The 18,255-nt window shown below is 34.9% G+C and carries 11 protein-coding genes; 1 reads left to right on the top strand and 10 read right to left on the bottom strand.

Annotated features, from left to right (window positions below; genetic code table 11):
- Positions 1-43: 43 nt before the first annotated feature.
- The 7 genes from gyrB to H603_RS0111070 all read right to left on the bottom strand — a co-directional run bounded on the left by gyrB (position 44) and on the right by H603_RS0111070 (position 11,639).
- Positions 44-1,987, bottom strand: a complete 1,944-nt coding sequence (gene gyrB, locus H603_RS0111100) for a DNA topoisomerase (ATP-hydrolyzing) subunit B (protein ID WP_026708674.1) — start codon at positions 1,985-1,987, stop codon at positions 44-46.
- Positions 1,988-2,372: 385 nt separating this feature from the next.
- Positions 2,373-4,667, bottom strand: a complete 2,295-nt coding sequence (locus H603_RS0111095) for an FdhF/YdeP family oxidoreductase (RefSeq protein ID WP_026708673.1) — start codon at positions 4,665-4,667, stop codon at positions 2,373-2,375.
- Between the two features lie 45 nt (positions 4,668-4,712).
- Complete coding sequence (gene fdhD / locus H603_RS0111090; RefSeq protein ID WP_026708672.1) at positions 4,713-5,492, bottom strand: formate dehydrogenase accessory sulfurtransferase FdhD; 780 nt, start codon at positions 5,490-5,492, stop codon at positions 4,713-4,715.
- 256 nt (positions 5,493-5,748) lie between these two features.
- Positions 5,749-7,365 (bottom strand): asparagine synthase B, encoded by a 1,617-nt coding sequence (gene asnB, locus H603_RS0111085; RefSeq protein WP_026708671.1) that lies wholly within the window; start codon positions 7,363-7,365, stop codon positions 5,749-5,751.
- A gap of 191 nt (positions 7,366-7,556) precedes the next feature.
- Entirely contained in the window at positions 7,557-9,182 is a 1,626-nt protein-coding gene (locus tag H603_RS0111080) for an amidohydrolase (RefSeq protein ID WP_026708670.1), read from the bottom strand.
- 129 nt (positions 9,183-9,311) lie between these two features.
- Positions 9,312-10,988, bottom strand: a complete 1,677-nt coding sequence (gene asnB / locus H603_RS0111075; RefSeq protein ID WP_026708669.1) for an asparagine synthase B — start codon at positions 10,986-10,988, stop codon at positions 9,312-9,314.
- A gap of 201 nt (positions 10,989-11,189) precedes the next feature.
- Positions 11,190-11,639, bottom strand: a complete 450-nt coding sequence (locus H603_RS0111070; protein WP_026708668.1) for a hypothetical protein — start codon at positions 11,637-11,639, stop codon at positions 11,190-11,192.
- 181 nt (positions 11,640-11,820) lie between these two features.
- Between H603_RS0111070 and H603_RS0111065 the strand changes: the two genes are divergently transcribed.
- A complete protein-coding gene (locus tag H603_RS0111065) occupies positions 11,821-12,366 on the top strand; it encodes a DUF2911 domain-containing protein (RefSeq protein WP_026708667.1) in 546 nt (181 codons plus the stop codon).
- A gap of 83 nt (positions 12,367-12,449) precedes the next feature.
- Here the strand turns inward: H603_RS0111065 and H603_RS0111060 are convergent, their stop codons facing one another.
- The 3 genes from H603_RS0111060 to H603_RS0111050 form a co-directional block, all read right to left on the bottom strand.
- Positions 12,450-14,204: a TonB-dependent receptor gene (locus H603_RS0111060; RefSeq protein WP_026708666.1), complete on the bottom strand. Its 1,755-nt coding sequence runs from the start codon at positions 14,202-14,204 to the stop codon at positions 12,450-12,452.
- Positions 14,205-14,295: 91 nt separating this feature from the next.
- Positions 14,296-15,159, bottom strand: coding sequence for a PhzF family phenazine biosynthesis protein (locus tag H603_RS0111055; protein ID WP_026708665.1), 864 nt, complete (start codon positions 15,157-15,159; stop codon positions 14,296-14,298).
- A 51-nt stretch (positions 15,160-15,210) separates the two neighbouring features.
- On the bottom strand, positions 15,211-18,225 hold the full coding sequence (locus tag H603_RS0111050; protein WP_026708664.1) for a tetratricopeptide repeat protein: 3,015 nt from the start codon (positions 18,223-18,225) through the stop codon (positions 15,211-15,213).
- Positions 18,226-18,255 lie beyond the last annotated feature (30 nt).

Below are 18,255 nucleotides of genomic sequence, written 5' to 3'. Positions count from 1 at the left end.
GTTCCAAATTAAAAAAACAATTAATCTAGACTACAATTAATTTTTAAGCATCGATATTTGCATACACTGCATTTTTCTCGATAAATTCTCTACGTGGTGGTACTTCATCACCCATCAACATGGAGAAAACTCTATCTGCTTCTGCTAAGCTATCAATAGTTACTTGGCGCAAAGTTCTAAATCCAGGATCCATTGTAGTTTCCCACAATTGTTCAGCATTCATCTCTCCAAGACCTTTATAACGTTGAATAGCCGCGCTTCCTCCCATTCTCTCATTGGCTTGGTCGCGTTGCACGTCATTCCAAGCATACTCTTTCTTTTGTCCTTTTTTAACTAAATATAAAGGTGGAGCTGCAATATAAACGTGTCCTTCTTCAATTAATTCTTTCATAAAACGGAAGAAGAATGTTAAGATCAAAGTAGAAATGTGACTACCATCGACATCGGCATCACACATAATAATTACTTTATGGTAACGTAATTTCGAAATATTCAATGCTTTGCTATCTTCTTCAGTACCTACAGTAACTCCAAGAGCTGTAAATATATTACGAATCTCTTCATTTTCGAAAACCTTGTGATGCATTGCTTTTTCGACATTCAAAATCTTACCACGTAAAGGCAAGATTGCTTGAAAAGCACGGTCACGACCTTGTTTAGCCGTTCCCCCTGCCGAATCTCCCTCGACAAGATACACTTCACATTTTGCAGGATCTTGCTCTGAACAGTCAGAAAGTTTTCCTGGTAGTCCACCACCACCCATTACGGTTTTGCGCTGCACCATTTCACGCGCTTTTTTAGCTGCATGACGTGCTTGAGCTGCAAGAATTACTTTTTGAACAATGATACGTGCATCATTTGGATTTTCTTCCAAATATGCTTCAATCATATCACCTACTGCTTGACTTACAGGCGAAACTACTTCTCTATTTCCAAGTTTCGTTTTCGTTTGCCCTTCAAATTGTGGCTCTGCAACTTTTACAGATATAATTGCTGTCAATCCTTCACGGAAATCATCCCCTGAGATATCAAACTTCAATTTATCTAACATTCCAGACGAATCTGCATATTTCTTTAATGAACGTGTAAGTCCAGTTCTAAAACCTTGCAAGTGTGTTCCTCCTTCATGTGTATTAATATTATTCACATAAGAAAAAATATTCTCTGTATAACTTGTGTTGTAAATCAACGCCACCTCAACAGGAATTTCTCCTTTGTCATTATCCATAGAGATTACATGACCAATGATTGGTTCACGGTTCCCATCTAAATAACGAATGTATTCTTTAAGACCTTCTGTAGAATGAAAAACTTCACCAACAAAATTCCCATCTTTATCTTTTTCTCTCTTATCAGTAAAAGTGATCGAAATTCCTTTATTCAAGAAAGACAATTCACGCATACGTGCTGATAACGTATCATAAGAATATTCAATAGTTTGCGTAAAAATACTTGGGTCAGGATAAAAAGTTACGATGGTACCTCTTTTTGTCGTTTCGCCAATTTGTTTTACTGGATATAACGCCTTTCCTTTTTCATATTCTTGTTCGTAAATCTTTCCATCACTACTATGAACTGTAGCTCTTAAATGATTAGAAAGTGCGTTTACTACAGAAACCCCAACACCGTGAAGTCCTCCAGAAACTTTATACGAATCTTTGTCAAATTTACCTCCAGCACCAATTTTAGTCATTACAACCTCCAGAGCCGAAACTCCTTCTTTTTTATGAATACCTACTGGAATACCACGACCATTATCTTCAACCGAAATGGAACCATCCTCGTTTATATCAACTATAATAGTGTCACAGTGACCCCCCATAGCTTCATCGATAGAGTTATCGACAACTTCATAAACTAAATGGTGCAAACCTCTTACACCTACATCTCCAATATACATCGATGGTCGCATTCTTACATGCTCCATTCCTTCTAATGCTTGAATACTATCCGCTGAATAATTGCTCTTATTGATTTCTTCGCTCATATAATTTATTCTAAAATGTAATTTTGTCTAACACGCAAATATATAAAAATGTAAACTATTGTACCGTTAAATTCCCTATTTAAGCGGTTAAGTTATCAACATATTACCCACAATAACTGATAAAAAACTGAGAAAATAACTATATCGACACATATTTTTTCTAATTATTTAAGTAGCTTAAACTTCTTAAACAAAAACTTCATCACAACTTAACAGTTCTCAACTATTTTTTTATTCGAAAAATTAAATTTATTCAGTTAAAAAGTAACGCATTTGCACCTCTCTATTTAAAAAATAAATAGCCCTAAAAAAGAAAACGCTATTTCTACAATTTGTAAAAATAGCGTTTGCTATGAAAATTTTCAATCTACTTTTAAACATGTACTTAGGCACTTTTTCGAACAGAAATTACAACTGTTTTTGAAGTAGGCTGATTGCTAATCCTGGCCACACTTTTCAACGGCACTAATACATTTGCCTCCGGAAAATAAGTCGCTGTACATCCTCTAGGTATGCTGTACGGAATCACAATAAACTTTTCGGCTAGGCGCTCTTGTCCTTCAAAATGACTTATCAAGTCAACCAAATCATTCTTCTTTAATCCCGCTTCATCAACATCTTGTTGGTTCATAAACACTACCCTTCTCTCATTCAAAATCCCGCGGTAGCGATCATTTAAACCGTAAATGGTTGTATTGTATTGATCATGTGTGCGTATTGACATCATCATATAGTGCCCTTTATCTAGCACTATATCACTTAATTCATTTATTGTAAAATTAGCTTTTCCTGTATGTGTTGGTGTAAAATCGTTGTCTCTAGCATTATTAGGTAGATAAAATCCACCAGGAACTCTAACACGCTCATTATACTTATCAAAACCAGGTATTGTTGCTTCAACAGCGTCTCTAATTAAGTCATAATTCCCAGCCAAAGTATCCCAATCTACTTTTGTATTTTTCAAAGTAGCCTTGGCAATACCAGCAACAATAGCGGTTTCACTTTTCAAATATTCTGACAGTGGAGTCAAGTGCCCAACTGATTGTGCGATTACGCCCATAGAATTCTCAGTAGTGACAAATTGTTCGCCGCTCGCCTGCTTATCAATTTCTGTGCGCCCCAAGCAAGGTAAAATTAAAGCTTCTTTACCGTGTACTAAATGACTTCTGTTTATTTTTGTCGAAATATGAACAGTCAAATCGCAATTTCTTAATGCTTCAGCTGTAAACTCTGTATCTGGAGTTGCCGAGTTAAAGTTCCCTCCCATTCCTAAAAAGAAGCGCGCTTCTTTTTTATGCATAGCATCTATTGCTTTAACAACATCATAACCATGTTTTCTAGGTGACTTAAAGTCGAAATAAGCATCCAAACCGGCTAAGAACTCTTCTGGCATCTTCTCCCAAATTCCCATTGTACGGTCACCTTGCACATTTGAATGTCCACGGACGGGACAGGTACCCGCACCAACTTTACCAATACTTCCTTTCAATAAAAGTAGATTAACAACTTCACGAATATTGTCAACCCCATTTTTATGTTGGGTTAAACCCATGGCCCAACAAACAATAATTTTTTCATTATTGGCGATCATTTCAGCAGCCTCATTGATTTCATCAAATTGCAATCCTGTTTGCGCTACTAATTCATATAAATTATATGTTCGCAAATCAGCGATAAGTGTTTCATATCCTGAGGTTTGTTCTACTATAAATTTATGATCGAAAACTTTTCCCGGGTTTGCTTGCTCTTTCTGAAGTAATAATAACAATATCGCTTTTAATAAAGCTACATCACCATTGATTTTTACTTGTAGAAAAAGATCAGACAAGTCAGTTCCGTTACCCAACCATTTCAATGGATTTTGAGGTTCGATAAAATTCTTTAAACCAACTTCTGGCAGTGGATTTACACTTATAATCTTCCCTCCATTCGCTTTAGTCTCTCCTAAAGCTGTTAACATTCTAGGATGGTTTGTTCCCGGATTTTGGCCCATAACAATTACCAAATCAGCATGTTTAAAATCGTCTAATATTACAGATCCCTTACCTATCCCCACTGTTTCTGATAAAGCAGACCCACTTGATTCATGGCACATATTAGAGCAATCTGGCAAATTATTTGTCCCGTATTGACGAGCAAACAATTGGTATAAATAAGCGGCTTCATTACTGGTACGTCCTGAAGTATAAAAAACAGCTTCGTCAGGAGAGTCTAATCCATTCAATGTTTTACCTATTAGATTAAAGGCATTATCCCAGCTAATCTCTTCATAATGAGTAGCACCTTCCTTTAAATACATTGGATTGGTAATACGCCCCTTTTTACCTAATTCGTAATCAGAAAGCGTTCCTAAATCAGCCACATTATTTAGTGCAAAAAACATAGGAGAAACTCGCATTTTGGTCGCTTCTTCCGCAACTGCTTTTGCTCCATTCTCGCAGTATTCTGCTAGAAAAGATCGTTTTTCATCAGGATCTGGCCACGCACATCCAGGGCAATCAAATCCATCTTTTTGATTCAATTTGGCTAAAAGCCCTACTCCTTTTACAATTCCAACCTCATCAGCAATATGTATCAACGCAGATTTAATTGCTTTGAAACCCACAGCCGAATGCGGTATTTGAGTTTCCTCTATACCCGTGAATTTTTCTGGTGGTTGCGCTATTGTTTTCTTTATCATAATATCGTTATATTTTAAAGTAAAAAAAGTGTACCTCTTTTACTATTATGGATTTGAATAAATTGTGGCTTTGCTGTCTCTAGAGAATCCTATCAAACAAATACCGAATTCCTTTGCATAATCTACCGCCAATGACGAACATGCAGACACAGCAACGATAGTTCCTATTTTAGCAAAAAAAGCTTTAGTTATAATTTCATAAGACACCCTGCCGCTTACAAGTAAAAAAGCAGCATCTTTTATTTTTTGATTCTGAATTAAATCGCCTACACACTTATCTACAGCATTATGTCTACCAATATCTTCCCTAATAGTCAACATGTCGTAGTTTGTATTGAATATTGCAGCAGCATGCGATCCTCCAGTTAAACTAAATGTCTTTTGGTTTTCCCGCATCTCAATAAAAAGTTCTGGAAGCTTATTCAAGTTGATGGATTGTTGTTTCTCTAATTTGGTTTTAGGACTATCAAAGTCTTCTAACTGTTGTTTTCCGCAAATGCCACATGATGAAACTGAAAGTAACGATCTTTTATTTAGATAACCCACTCCTATTAAATCTTCCGGAATAGTAACTTCTACCTTAGTAAACGCATTCTCAGTGTTAGAAATCACTTCCATCTCAAGATTATTTAAACTTCGGTAAATATCCTCCACATAAAGTAATCCCCTGATCAGATCAAAATCATTTCCCGGTGTACGCATAACCACAGTAAATGGCGTTTCATTAATGCTAATTTCGAGTGGTGCCTCAACTACAAGGTGATCATTTATGACCTCTTTAGTATCAGCATTTTTCTTTATCCCTTCGTATGTAACGGTTTGCATTTATTGTTATTTTATACTTGTAAAGTTAGCTAAAAAAGAAAAAGTGGGCATTTAAGCAATTGCTAAATAAAGCATAAAAGTATTTTTATCGAATAGTTTAAAGATACACATAAGATAGTCGTTTACTAGAGGAAAATAATACTTACAATAAATATATCCACAGTAATTTTACTATATAGTTTTTACACTAAACTAGAAAAGCAAGATACTTACAACTAGGTTAGTATCTTGCTTTTAAATTATAATAGTAATTTGGTTATACCGCTGCCTTCGCTCTAGAGATTGCTGTGTCGGCTTTTAAATGTGCATCGTTTGCTCTTCCACTTGGATCTAAATTGTCTTGCCATTTCGGAATCCATTTTCTCACTGTTTGAGCAGCACTCAACTGCGGATAAAATTTTTGAAAGATCGAACGATATAAATACGCCTCCTTTGTAGTTGGTGAATTATAGGGGAACTCAGTTCCTGCACCCTCTAGTTGCTCATCGGTAACTTGAGTTGCGCAGTAAGAAATTAGTTCATCAATCCAATTGTATCCCACGCCATCTGAAAATTGTTCTTTTTGTCTCCACAAAATCTCGTCTGGTAAATAAGGATCTTCAGGTGTATCAAATGCTTTTCTCAAAATATACTTTTCTTTCCCTTCATGATTTTTAGGTTGCTTTTCTTCAGGTTTTATTCGAACAGCCACATTTAAAAATTCTTGATCTAAAAATGGAACTCTTGCCTCTAAACCATGAGACATTGTTGACTTGTCTGCACGTAGTAAATCAGCTGTAAAAAGTTTTTGAACTCGCTCTATGGTTTCTTTCTGAAATTCTTCAGCTGTTGGAGCATTTCTAAAATATAAATACCCTCCAAATATTTCATCTGCACCTTCCCCTGACAGCACTACTTTGACACCAAGGTCTGTAATCGCTCTCGATAAAAAATACATAGGCACACTTGCTCTCACTGAAGTCACATCGTAAGTTTCTATTTGCCAAATCAATTTTTCTAATATAGCAATACCCTCTTGAACCGTAAAAAACACTTCATGATGTTCTGCTCCTAGGAATGTAGCCACCTGTCTTGCAGCAACGACATCTGGAGCATTAGCATCTAAACCTATAGAAAAAGAATGCAATTTTTTGCCATGCTCTTTTAATAAACGAGAAGCAATCGACGAAGTCAAAGAAGAATCTAAACCTCCTGAAAGCAACACTCCGATAGGAACATCAGACATTAATCTTTTTCTTGTCGCATCTGTCAGAGCAGCTCTAATTAATTCGTAATCTAATTGTTGATCTGCTTTTGCATAATACTCATATTCTGGTCTGTAATATTTTACAAATCCCGTTTTAGCCGTATAATAATGTCCTGGAGGAAAGGTAGAGAAAGTCTTGCATTGGTCTGCAATTGCCTTCATCTCTGACGCAAAATAAATCCTACCTCTTTCATCTAATCCATAATACAAGGGTTTGACTCCTAGCGGATCTCTCGCCGCCATGTAATCATCGCCATCGATTACTACAAAGGCAAAATCACCATCCAATTTATTGCAAAAATCATAACCAAACTCCTCATACAAATGCACGATTACTTCAGAATCTGATTTGGTTTTAAAAGTATGTTCCTTTAATAAGCCTTTGCGCAATACCTCATGATTGTAGATTTCGCCATTATGAACCATATATGCTGACTTACTTCCCTTGATAGGTTGCTTTCCTGAGTGCAAATCTATAATCGAAAGTCGCTCATGACTTAAAAAATGTCCTTTGTCTGTAATATGTAAATCGTTTTCATCTGGACCACGATGTGCCATCCTTGTTGATAGCTCCCTAACTAACTGTTCTTCTTTTCCTTTTCCTATAATTGCTAATATCCCGCACATAATTTTACTTTTATCTTAATCCTATCCCTACAATTAAACAAATATGCGATATCACACACATTGTTAAAATAAAAACGACACATCTTATTATATATTAAAGTAAAAATCTAGTTTCACGTTTTAATTTGAAACTAGACTCTCTATTTTAAACTACAATTTTAAACTTACTAATACTATATTGATTGTTACTATTACTTCACTTTAGCACCTTTGATATATGTACTCACTGGTTTGATATCTAACAAATCACTCTCTCTAACTTTCATGATATCTTTATCAAAAATTACAAAGTCAGCTCTTTTACCTACTTCCAAACTTCCTTTTTCCTTTTCTTCGAAATTAGAGTATGCTGCCCAAATTGTCATTCCGCGTAAAGTTTCCTCTCTGCTCAATGCATTCTCTTTCTGAAAACCTCCATTTGGGTAACCATTGCCGTCCTTACGAGCTACTGCTGCATGAAAAGTCAACATTGGGTTTACTTGTTCTACCGGAAAATCAGTTCCTAACGCAATAGTCCCCGCTTTATCAAGTAGTTTTTTATAAGCATAGGCGTTTTTTAAACGCTCCTTCCCTATTCTTTTTCCTGCCCAGTACATATCAGATGTTACGTGTGTAGGTTGAACAGAAGGTATGATTCCCGACTTGAAGTAATCAAAATCCTGCTCTCTCATGATTTGAGCGTGCTCGATTTTCCATCTACGATCTTTTTTACCAGTTAGGACTTCTTTGTAGATTTTTAACAAAACAGTATTAGCAGAATCCCCAATAGCATGAGAATTTAATTGAAAATTAGAATTTGCAATTTGCTGTGCTATGGATCTCAATTTTTCTGGTGTCGAAAGCAAAGCTCCAAATTGCTGTGGCATATCTGAATATTCTTTATGCAAACATGCACCACGCGAACCTAAAGCTCCATCACCATACAGTTTAAAAGAACGAACATTTAAATTATCCGATTTATAAATTCCCTTTTTGAGGTAAAGATCAATATTCTTTTGACTTGCAGAAACCATTGCATAAATATTCAATCGCAATGCTTTGGTCTTTTGAAGACTATCCATTAGCTGAATAATACTTGGATCTAAGCCAGCATCATTTACAGTGGTAAGACCATAATCAAACATGATTTTTTCAGCATCTAGCAAAGCAGCAATTTGCGTTTTTCTAGATGGCTTTGGAATGATATCAAAAACCAAATTCATTGGATTATCCACTAAAATCCCTGTAGGCTGTCCATCTTTGATTTCGATTTGACCACCTGAAACTGGCGTGTCCTTCGTTATTCCTGCCATGTTTAGTACCTTACTATTTACAATGATAGCATGACCATCTATTCGATGCAGTACGACAGGAGTATCAGGAAAATATTTATCAAGAATTTCTTTACTTGGATATTCTTTTATCTTCCAGTCATTTTGGTCCCAACCATTTCCTACTATAAAATTAGTTTTCTTTTCCTTTTGAAATTTCTGAATTCTTTTTACCACATCTTCCATACTCGTGGTACCTCTAAGATCAACCTGCTGCAAGGTAAGTCCGTATTCATAATAGTGGCAATGTGCATCAATCAGTCCAGGATAGATAAATTTACCCTGTGCGTGCACTGTTTTTTCTGATTTATAATTATCAGTAATTGAACTGTTAGAACCTATGGCAATTATCTTCCCATCAGTAATTGCAATGGCAGAAGCTTTATCAAAATTTTCATCTACTTGATAAATCGTTGCATCAGTAATGATTAAATCTACAGTCGTTTTATTCTTTTTTAAACATGATGTTACTAGTAGTAACCCAAAAAATAATATACAGCGTTTCATAATACTTGGTTTGATAGGCTAATATAGGTAAAGAACTGCAATATAAAAATAGCTGTGCTTTATAAATTGAGAGTTACAAAAAAAGCGCCAACAAAATTGTGGCGCTTTTTATAAACAGTATCAAAAAGACTATGCTTTTACGTAGGCATCATCGTGAACACTAGCCACTGCTCTACCAGATGGGTCGTTCATGTTTTTAAAAGCCTCATCCCATTCTAACGCTATTTGTGTACTGCAAGCAACACTTGCTTCCTGAGGCACACATAACGCTGCAGCATCACTCGGGAAGTGCTCTGCAAAAATAGAACGATAATAATATTCTTCTTTTGAAGTAGGAGTTTGTAAAGGAAACTTGTACTTAGCATTAGCTAATTGTTCATCAGAAACTTCCTCAGCTACTACTTCTTTTAATTTATCAATCCACCCATATCCTACTCCATCACTAAATTGCTCTTTTTGTCTCCAAGCAACACTTGGTGGCAACATATCTTCAAATGCTTTACGAACAACCCATTTTTCCATAGGGTGTTCTTTGTTGATCATTTTATCTTGTGGGTTGATGCGCATGGCAACATCCATAAATTCTTTATCTAAGAATGGTACACGTCCTTCAATTCCCCATGCAGCTAAACTTTTGTTTGCTCTTAAACAATCATACATGTGTAACTTACTCAATTTACGTACGTTTTCTTCATGAAATTCTTGAGCATTTGGTGCTTTATGAAAGTACAAATATCCTCCAAATAACTCATCTGCACCTTCACCAGACAATACCATTTTGATTCCCATTGACTTAATAACTCTAGCCATTAGCCACATAGGAGTCGATGCTCTAATTGTAGTCACATCATAAGTCTCTAAGTTATAAATAACATCTTTTACAGCATCTAAACCTTCTTGAATAGTGAATTTAATTTCGTGGTGAATAGTTCCAATATGATCTGCTACGATTTGCGCTGCAGCTAAATCTGGCGAACCTTCTAAACCTACAGAGAAGGAATGCAATTGCGGATACCATGCATCTGCAGTGTCTCCAGATTCAATTCTTTTTTGCGCATATTTTTTGGCCACAGCCGAAGTAATCGAAGAATCTAAACCTCCAGAAAGTAAAACTCCGTAAGGCACATCACTCATTAACTGCCTGTGAACCGCTGCTTCTAGAGCAACTTTAATATCCTCAATATGCGTTTCGTTATCCTTCACGTTTTCGTATTCTGTCCAATCTCTTTTGTACCACTGCACAAATTCACCATCTTTACTAGTCATATAATGTCCAGGAGGAAATAATTGAATTTTAGTGCAATATCCTTCTAAGGCTTTCAACTCAGAGGCCACGTAGAAAGTTCCGTGCTGATCCCAACCAATATACAAAGGAATAATTCCCATGTGATCGCGAGCAATAAAATATTCATCTTTTTCAACATCGTAGATCGCAAAACCAAAGATTCCGTTCATTTCGTCTACAAAGTGTGGTCCTTTTTCTTGGTATAAAGCCAAGATAACTTCACAGTCACTCTCTGTTTGAAACTGATATTTACCTTCAAATTGCTTGCGTAATTCTCTGTGGTTGTAGATTTCTCCATTTGCAGCCAATACAAATTTACCGTCTTTGCTAAATAATGGTTGTTTTCCAGAAGCAGGATCTACAATTGCCAAACGCTCATGAGACATAATTGCTTTGTCATTACTATAGATTCCGCTCCAGTCTGGTCCACGGTGACGGATAATTTTAGACATTTCTAATACTTGCGGTCTTAAAGCTTCCGCTTTTTGTTTTAGATCAAAGGCACATACTATTCCACACATAACGATATATTTTTAACTGTTTATTTAATTTGATAAAGCAAAGATGCAATAACACTTACAATCCAAAAACACAAAAGCTAATTCCAGTTACACTTTATAACTAGAATTAGCTTTTTAATGAAATACAGTAATAAAAACAATTCGCTTTTTCCTAAAAAGTTGAAAAAAGTAATATTATGACTTGTAATTTGTAAGCAAATATTACTGAATCTCTTCTATAGTGTAGGTTGTCGAGTTTATATTAAAAGTAAAGCCAACGCTATTCCCCATTAGTTTGCTACCTAAAGGTGACTGTGGAGAGAGTGCGATAACATTCACACCATCGATACTGATTTTGGGCAACGCTAGAGAAAGATATAAAAAAATTCCATTTGCTTTGACTAGACTACCTCGAATGATTTTTTCTGAAACTGTGTTAGGATCCATTTTATCTAAAACCGCACTTTGTTCTAAAACCTCTTTCAACTTAGTATTTAATTTTTCCTGCTCAAGATGCATCATCGATAACGCAGTTTCGTGTTTATCGCCAGCAGAACCTTTTGCGTCATTTTTAGAATCTTCTGTTAAGGCAGTAATCATATCTCTAAAAACATCCACGCGGTCTTGAACGAGCAACTTATAGTGACTGTATATTTTATTTTTGAATGTCATATTTATCTAAATTAAAAAAGTGATGCTAATTCCATCAAGATAATTTTATCCCATGGAAGGACCCAAAGTTAGCCTTTTATCATAGCTAGATACGAGAATATTTTCTAAAATTTAACAACTGTTGTGATAATTTTAAAGTCACAATTGATAATTTTAGCTCAAATTAATTTAAAACCTATTTATGAAAAAATCTACACTTGTTGCCGCAATGGCTTTTAGTATGACTACATTACTGTCAGTTAGCGCTACAGCTCAAAAATTTCCAGACTTAGATAAGAGCCCTATGGATGTTGCATCATATCCTAATGATTATAAGGATGCAGCAAAATTAGCTAAGGTTACTTACAGCCGCCCGGAATTAAAAGGACGTAGCTTGGAAGAACTAGCACCAGCAGGAAAAGTATGGAGAACTGGAGCAAACGAGGCTGCAGAAGTTACACTTTACAAAGACATGAAGTTAGGTGAAACAAAAGTAAAAGCAGGAACTTATACTATGTATGCTATTCCTGAAAAAGATTCTTACACCATTATATTAAGCACAGACCTTAATGTATGGGGCTCTTACTTTTATAAAGAAGCAAATGATGTTGCTCGTTTGAAAGTTCCTGCAACTCAAGCGGCAGACTCATTAGAAAATTTCTCTATGGTTTTCACAAAAGCCGACAATGGTATCGTACTTAACTTAGGTTGGGATAAAACAAGAGTTGCTGTTCCATTTACAGAGTAATTCTTTTTCGAACCAATAAAAAAAATGGCTTCCTAGAATTAGGAAGCCATTTTTTTATGCAATCGTTTTGGCTTAAAGCCAAATTAAAAATCAAATTTATAATTTGCTCCTACCATAATCTGGAAGCTTTGAACCTCATAATTCAACCATTTTTGATATGCTTGACTTCCTATGTTATTAGCTCTCACAAAAGCTGTTAAGCGATCGTTGTACTTGTAACCCACATGTGCATTTGCATCAAAGTAACTTTCTAACGTAACAGGTGTATTGTTAACAGTAAAACGTGTATTCGATTGAAGATCTTTACGTTCCCCTACATAAAAAACAGTTGCTCCAGCGTACCATTTTGGCGTTATTGTGAAGTCAACGTTTGCATTAAGCTGAATCTCTGGCAAATTCCAAGCTTCTTGCTGGATGTCATTTGTGTAACTATTAAATGTACCTCCAATTCCCACACTTACATTTTCTGAGAAAGCCGCTTTTAAATCTCCTGTCAAACTCAAAGTTCTCATGTCATCATAAACAACTTGAAATGAATTCCCAAAACCGTACTCACTGTTGCTTGCGTTCTCGCTATAATCGTTGCTTTTAAACAACGCTTTGTTTCTTTCGTTTTTATAAGATCCTTTTACATTATAACTCACATTATTAGTAAGTCTCCCTTTTAAACCTGCAAAAACATCATATTGTTTGTCTGTAGGTCTGATTCCTAAAGTAGGAGATAAAAAAGTGTTTTGATTTGCAAAATCACTATATGAATTTTGCTGTAAACCACCTTCTGCTCCAGCATAGAAAATCATTAAATCACCAACTACTTTGTAAGACGCATTGATTTGTGGATACACAAAAAATTGATTATCACTATTTTCCTTATCCATACTATAGTATAATCCTGCACCAATATTTAAAGTCCAATCATCTTGCTGAACAACAAAACTTGGTTCAACTCCAACATTTGTATAACCATATTTTAAATCAGTAAGATTGTTGTTAGTATAATTATTATCGAAACTTCCGCCTACATAATCAACAATAAAATTGGTTTTGATAAACTGATCAAAAACATCAAATTGTACAGTTGGTTTCACGTAAAACCTATTCTCTACAGAGCCAAACGAATCTGAAAAGTGATTGAATTTTACCGAAGCTTTACTCAAAACTCCTTCAGTAAATGCTATTTTTCCTCCAGCAGAAAAATTATTATACGTATGCTGTGGATCAATTGAATTGATTAGATTAGAACGATCATTATCCGAAAGGCTATTTCCAAATTCACTTGGTAAACCGTACCAGTTATAGATTTGGTTTTGATATCCTAAATCTACGTTCCAAGACATGTCTTTATAATTCGAACCGTAAGTTAAATCAATACTTGTATCGTAGAATTTATCATCTAGTGCTACACCAGATATTCCTCCTTGAGAAGACAAATGACGAAACATTCCTCCTACATAATCATTATCACCTAATTCCTGATTAACAAAAAGCTCTCCGTTTATGTTACCGTAACTTCCAAAACCTAGCGTTGCGTAATTATTGAACAGTCGTGCTTTTTTTGTGCGCTCTACTCCTTCTGCCTTCCCTTTTGATGGCGTGAATGTAGAGGCTACCGGAAACGAAAATATAGTGTATTTCACATTTTCCTTTTTTGCATTTCCCTCATCATCTAGAACCGGTGTCTCAGGCACTTTAAATGCATCTGAAATTGTAGCAGTGTAAGGTTTCACAACATTCACTACTTCAGACCCTATGCTTTCCTCCTTTTTTTGAGCAATCGTAAATTGAAAAGCCATTAATAGCCCACCTAGGATAATCTTATTTTGAAAATTAAAATTCATGTTTGTTTATTTTATTATAATAAATGCTTTAGGGATTTTTGTCTCCTACCTCGCATTTTACATTAACTGATTGTATTGCTATTTTTTTTTATTACACTTCCCATTCGCCCTGAGCGACATATTTTGTAACGCCTCCAATGTTGATATCATAGACTTCGTTTTCTAATCGACCATCAAAATGAATTTGAGAACTTCGATTAATAAACTCTCCTTGATTGTTGATTAGCACAATTGAATTATTATGATACTTTAATAAGTAAGCCTGTAAACAAGTACTCGCACTTCCTGTAGCAGCATCCTCAATTACTTGATCATTCTCAATACAAAACATACGACTCGTTAATTGCTCCTCTTCGATACAAAAGAAATATAAAGCTTTATGCGCTGTTTTACAATTGTCTTCGAGCCACTTGACTGTATTTTCTTTATCGATTTTAAGCGAACTTAAAACAGATTTATTTTTTACGGGAACAATAACAAAGGCACTTCCTGTTGTTACTTCTTGTATTTTAAATCGTTCATCAAAATCACTTATTGACAACGTACTAAATTTGGCAAACTCCTCTTTTTTCAAAACATCAAAAAATTCAGGTTGTGCTGCCTTCAGCCATATCAAATCCTTTTCTTGCTTCACTTTAATTCCTCCAATAGGAACTTGCAATTCAAGCGTGTTAGCATTCTTTTCAAAAACTTTATTTAATAAAACCCATGACGTACCTATAATAGGATGACCTGCAAATTTCATTTCATGTGCTGGAGTAAAAATTTTTATTGCTGCAGCATTTTTTTTCTCATCAATCGATGTGACAAAGGTGCTCTCAGCAAAATTGATCTCGGTAGCAATTTGTTGCATTTCTGTTGTCGTTAATGCCTCAGCATTCATAAAAACAGCCAACTGATTTCCAGCATATTTTGTATTTGTAAATACGTCGACAATATAAAACGGAATAGTCATTTCTAAATTATTTTAATGCAGCTTCTCGTGCTTTTTAAACTATTAAAGTCATTAACGCCCGATAGATGAATTTGTTTTTGCTTCTTCTGTTTTTATCATAGATAATTCTTTTTGAGCTTCGGCAACAACATCTTGAAAATCACTAAAATTTTTAATAACGTTATCTAATATATAGGTCGCTTGAAAACTATCTTTTAATCCGTAGAAGTTTTTAGCCATTACTACCAATCCTTTTGCACCATAATATCTATAACTAGAATAACTTTTAGCTAATTTTTGCACTACGGTATTCGAAAGTTCAAATTTTCCGTCCTTGTTTTTAAAGTATGCGTCATAGTACAATGCCTCTGCCGCTAGCTCCCCTTTTGCAATGGTAAGCACTTTTGCATATCCAGCTCTCGCTTTTGCTTCGTCACCAGTTTTAATTGCAGATCTAGCGATAATGATTTGCGCATCGCTCTTAACATTATCATCAATCTTAGCACTGCTTAAAACTTTGTCAGCATAAATAACTGAGTTAGAATAATCTTTATTATCGTAGTACAATTTCATTAAATTAGACTGCGCAAAAACCTTATTTTGAGCAAAATTAGCTTCATTTTCTAAACGAGCTAATACTGGAATCGCAGATGATTTATCGTTACCATCTAGTAAAATTTGAGACAAACGTGCTAATGACTGCTCTGTAAACTCACTTCTAGGTTCGTTAATTACAAACTGATAATTAGGAACTGCTTTACTTTTTTGTCCTTCTGAATAGTAAGCTTGAGCCAAATAGAAATTAGCTTTTAGCGAATTAATCCCTTTTGGAAAACTCGAAATATAAGCTGTAAACCCAGTAATCGCTTGCTTGAAGTTATTTTGTTCGAATTGTTTCACTGCTGACTCATATGTATCATTATCTAGATCAGCATCTGTAACAGCAACAAAGTCTAATGTGCGAACCCAACTTGCATATTCATCAACACGACCACCGTCAACATAAATCAACCTTGCAGAAGACACTGCTTCAAGCGCTTCTGGTGTTTTTGGATACGACGCAGCAACCTTTTTAAATTTGGTTAAAGCCAAATCATTTTTATCTGAGTTGTAATATACTAAACCTTGTCGTAAAAGTGATTTTGCCGTATACGTTCCGTTTTTACTTTCAGCAATTAAACTATCAAATGTTTTTAAAGCTAAGTCTTGCTTATTACTGGCCACATATGTATTTGCCAATTCGTACATGGCATCGTCACGATAATTAGACTTAGGGTACAATTGCAAATAGTTATTTAACTCTGTGATTTTAGTGTCATTTCGAGATACAAAACCGTAGCAAAGTGCTTTTTGATAGTAAGCATAGTCAGCATCAACACCTTTTGCATCGATTACTTTATTGTATGCTTCCATTGCTGGCCAGTACTTTGAAGTAACAAAATAACTATCTGCTAAACGCAAATAAGCATCGTTTCTTCTGTCAGTATCTAGTTTACCGCCGTCAATTTGTTTTTGGAAGTAAGCCGCAGCTTGATCGTAATCTTTTAATTTAAAATAGGTGTAAGCAATATTGTAATTACTGTTTTTATATTCTGGTGTGCTTGTCGCATTAGGTGCCACTAGAAATTGTTTATAGCTTACTAAAGCACTTTTGAAATCTTGTAAAACATACTCTGTTTCTCCCTTCCAGAAAAGTGCTCTTGCAGTAAAATTGGCATCCATAGCACCTTCAAGTGAACTATTGAACATTTTCCCAGCTTCGGTGTAATTTCTATTAGTGTACAATTCTAAACCTCTGTAAAAAGTAACTTTTTGGTAGGCCAATTTATTTTCCGGACCTTTATTTTTCTCCAATAGCACCAAAGCCTCTTTATAATTTTTTGACGAAATGTATGAGTCAATCAATAACCTTTCAATATCAGGACGGCTAGCATTATTAGGATATTTTTTAACAAACCCTAATAATATTTCAGGAACTGTTTGGTATGAATTTCCTATTTCGTAACTCAATTTGGCATAATTTAAACTCGCATCTTCTTGAATCGAAGCATCAAAAGTCATTTCAGAAGCATTTTTAAATGCGTTTAAAGCTTGCTGCTTTTTATCTACATTTAAGTAACTCTCTCCTAAATGATAATAGGCATTTTGTGCTACATAATCATTACCGTTAATGATTTTATTAAACTGAGAAATAGCATTCCCGTAATCTTTTTGTTTATAGTAAGCATATCCTAACTGGTAGAAATCTGTATTGTTCCATTTCCCCTGCTTTCCTTTATATTGTGATAAATAAGGTATGGCTTTATCGTATTGTTTCAAGTTAAAATAGCTTTCTCCAATAATTTTATTAAGCTCTGACTTTTCAACAGGATTTGATTTTGCCATTGCTTTCTGACCTAAATCAATCGCTTTTTGAAAACTACCTAATTTGAAATTCATATCAGCTTGATAATATGATAATTTCTCCTTGTATTTTTCTTCACTTGAAACTTCGTCAAAATAGCGCGTTGCTTCTTTATAGTCGTCTCCTTCATAAGCCATAAATCCTAAATAATATTTGGCTTGTGAACCAAACTCTTTAGAATTAACCACCTTATTAAAGTATGTTGTTGCTTCTTTTTTCTCTTTCGAATTAAAAAAAGCATACCCTTTTTGGAAATTAAATTGATCTCTATCAGCAGCACTTAGTTGGTTTTCATCTACTCGATTAAACCACTCTAATGATTTTACATAATCACCTTGCTCAAAATAATAATGAGCTACTTCGATATACGCTTGATTGCTTCTTGCACTTGTAGGGTAGTCTTGAACGAACTTTTCCATCAATACATCAGCGTTTGCTTGCCCAATTCTAATGGCACAATTTGCCTCATAATAAGCACAGTCAGATTTTACTTCCTCATTATCAGTATCCTCTTTTACCTTATCAAATAAGATTTGTGCAGATGCGTATTGCTGTTCTTTAAACAAGTAAACCGCTCTATCAAAGTCTTTTAACTCGTGTGTATATATTATTGATTTTTGCGCTGACATAGAGAATGAACCAGCTAAAAATAGGGAATAGTAGAACCAAGAAAATTTATGCATTTTGTTTTTGATTTTTTTAATATTCAAATG

The sequence above is a fragment of the Flavobacterium frigidarium DSM 17623 genome (genome assembly GCF_000425505.1).
Classification (GTDB): Bacteria; Bacteroidota; Bacteroidia; order Flavobacteriales; family Flavobacteriaceae; genus Flavobacterium; species Flavobacterium frigidarium.
The sequence above is the reverse complement of the archived record's forward strand: the minus strand, read 5'-3'. Positions and strand labels throughout refer to the sequence as shown.